At 46.3% G+C, this 1,141-nt stretch carries 4 protein-coding genes; all 4 read right to left on the bottom strand.

Features of this window, described 5'->3' with window-relative positions; translation table 11 throughout:
- Positions 1-236, bottom strand: a 236-nt coding sequence (rpsQ, locus tag A3738_RS18150) for a 30S ribosomal protein S17 (protein WP_068763761.1), incomplete at its 3' end; no start/stop codon positions are given.
- Between the two features lies 1 nt (position 237).
- The gene (rpmC, locus tag A3738_RS18145) at positions 238-429 is read right to left on the bottom strand and encodes a 50S ribosomal protein L29 (RefSeq protein WP_068475111.1); all 192 of its coding nucleotides are present in this window, start codon (positions 427-429) and stop codon (positions 238-240) included.
- The gene (gene rplP / locus A3738_RS18140) at positions 429-842 is read right to left on the bottom strand and encodes a 50S ribosomal protein L16 (RefSeq protein WP_068475211.1); all 414 of its coding nucleotides are present in this window, start codon (positions 840-842) and stop codon (positions 429-431) included. Before rplP ends, rpmC begins: the two co-directional genes overlap by 1 nt.
- An 11-nt stretch (positions 843-853) precedes the next feature.
- Positions 854-1,141, bottom strand: a 288-nt coding sequence (gene rpsC / locus A3738_RS18135) for a 30S ribosomal protein S3 (RefSeq protein WP_068763760.1), incomplete at its 5' end; no start/stop codon positions are given.

Genomic DNA, 1,141 nt, shown 5'->3' with positions numbered 1-1,141 from the left:
AGATTCCAAGATTTGGTCTTCGAAAGAGGACGCGTTTCTTGGATAGTTACAACATCACCGATATTGCACTCGTTGTTTTCATCGTGAGCATGCAATTTGGTAGAACGCTTAACGTACTTACCATAAATTGGGTGCTTCACCTTGCGCTCAACCAATACAGTAATGGACTTGTCCATTTTGTCGCTGACGACTTTACCGCTGATGGTACGAGCTGTGTTATTTGCAACTTCAGTCATCTTACTCACCTGCCTTCTGCGTCAATACTGTTTTGATACGAGCAATGTCTTTGCGGTTTTGAGCCAAAAGATGCGGCTGGTTAAGCTGACCAGTTGACTTACGAAGACGTAAGTTAAACTGCTCTTTCAATGCATCAACCAATGCTTGGTTTAGCTCTTCAACAGACTTTTCGCGTAATTCGTTTGCTTTCATTACATCACCGTCCTTTCAACAAAGGTCGTAGGAACAGGCAACTTAGCAGCTGCTAGAGCGAAAGCTTCACGCGCCAATTCTTCTGGCACACCTTCAATCTCATACAAAACACGGCCTGGCTGAACCTGGGCTACCCAGTACTCAACGTTACCCTTACCTTTACCTTGACGAACTTCTAAAGGCTTTTGCGTAATCGGCTTGTCTGGGAAAATACGAATCCAGATTTTACCACCACGCTTAACTTTACGTGTGATAGTACGACGTGCTGCCTCAATTTGGCGCGCAGTAATACGACCACGACCTGTCGCTTTCAGACCATACTCACCGAAGCTAATTTTAGCGCCACGTTGAGCTAGGCCACGATTACGACCTTTCTGTACTTTTCTAAATTTGGTACGTTTTGGCTGTAACATCTCTCGGCCCCTTACTTAGCAGACTTCTTGCGTGAGTTCTTCTTAGCTTCGCGTACCTGCTCGATACCGCCAAGAATCTCACCCTTGAAGATCCATACTTTGACACCGATGATGCCGTAAGTTGTGCTAGCTTCATGCGTTGCATAATCAACATCTGCACGAAGTGTATGTAGAGGTACGCGACCTTCACGGTACCACTCAGAACGAGCGATCTCAGCACCGCCAAGACGACCACCTAGCTGAATCTTGATTCCTTTAGCGCCTTGACGCATTGCATTCTGAACCGCACGCTTCATAGC

This window comes from Oleiphilus sp. HI0066 (assembly GCF_001635725.1).
The sequence above is the reverse complement of the archived record's forward strand: the minus strand, read 5'-3'. Positions and strand labels throughout refer to the sequence as shown.